The sequence below is a fragment of the Kineococcus indalonis genome, assembly GCF_009906395.1.
In the GTDB taxonomy this organism is placed as follows: domain Bacteria; phylum Actinomycetota; class Actinomycetes; order Actinomycetales; family Kineococcaceae; genus Kineococcus; species Kineococcus indalonis.
On sequence record NZ_JAAALM010000874.1, the window covers coordinates 1 to 975 of the forward strand.

The following is a 975-nucleotide window of genomic DNA, read 5'->3' on the forward strand; positions in this document are numbered from 1 at the left end:
GGACTGGTGCGCCACCCCGTCCAGGACCTCGGCGACACCGCGCGGCGGGCGGGTCGGCACCGCCCGCACCGGCGCCGGCACCACCCGCACCCCCGACTCCCGGAACAGCGGGCCCACCGCCCCCAGGGCGGTGAGCGCACCGGCGACCTCGGCGGCCCCGGCGCCCGGCGCCAGCACCTCCGGGGCGGCCACGGCCAGGCCCGCCGCCAGCAGCGGCGAGCGCCCCGCGGCCGCGCGCAGCACCGCCGGGGTGGTGGCCACGGCCTCCTGCACCAGCCACGGGTGCCGCGCCGCCAGCAGCGCCACCTGCTGCACGTCCCCGCGCACGCGCTCGTCCACGGCGCGGCCCTCCCGCGCCGCGAAGGCCCCCAGGTCCTCCAGGTCCACCGCGCCGGTGGTCACGACCTGCTCCACGGCGCGGCTCAGGACGCGCTCGCCGACCTCGGCGGTGCGGTGGGCGACGTCCGCGGCGAGCAGGCCCGCGGCCCCCGCGGCCAGCGCCGGGGCGGTCTCCACGACCGCCTGCGCGACCGCGCGCCGGACCAGCGCCACGACCGCCGCCGCGACCTCCTCACCGGCGCGGTAGCGCAGCGAGGCGGTGCGCAGCATCCCGGCGAGCAGCAGCAGCCGCGCGGACAGCGCCGCGGGCGAGCCCGTCCCCAGCAGCAGCGCCCCCAGGGCGCGCTCGGCGGGCACCCCGGTGCCCGGGGCGAGGGGGACGCTGAGCAGCAGGGCCGGGTCCACCGCCGCGCCCGCCAGGACGGCGCCGCCCGGCGGCCTCCTCGCACCCGGCGGCCAGGGCCTCGGCGGCGCGGCCCAGCTCCGCCAGCCGCGCGCGGAAGGCGGCCGCCCCCGCCCCGTCCCAGTCCAGGCCGTCCAGCGCGCCGAGGCGGGTGCGCACCTCCCGCGCGCCGGCACCGGCGCCGGCGACCTCCCGCGCCAGCACCGCCACCCTCGCCTCGCCCAGTGCAGGTC

1 protein-coding gene is annotated in these 975 nt (G+C 83.0%); it reads right to left on the minus strand.

All coding sequences use genetic code 11. The features are described from left to right. The coding region (locus tag GTR00_RS21660) for a hypothetical protein (RefSeq protein WP_205706388.1) at nt 1-744 on the minus strand (744 nt) is incomplete at its 3' end. Between the last annotated feature and the right edge of the window lie 231 nt (nt 745-975).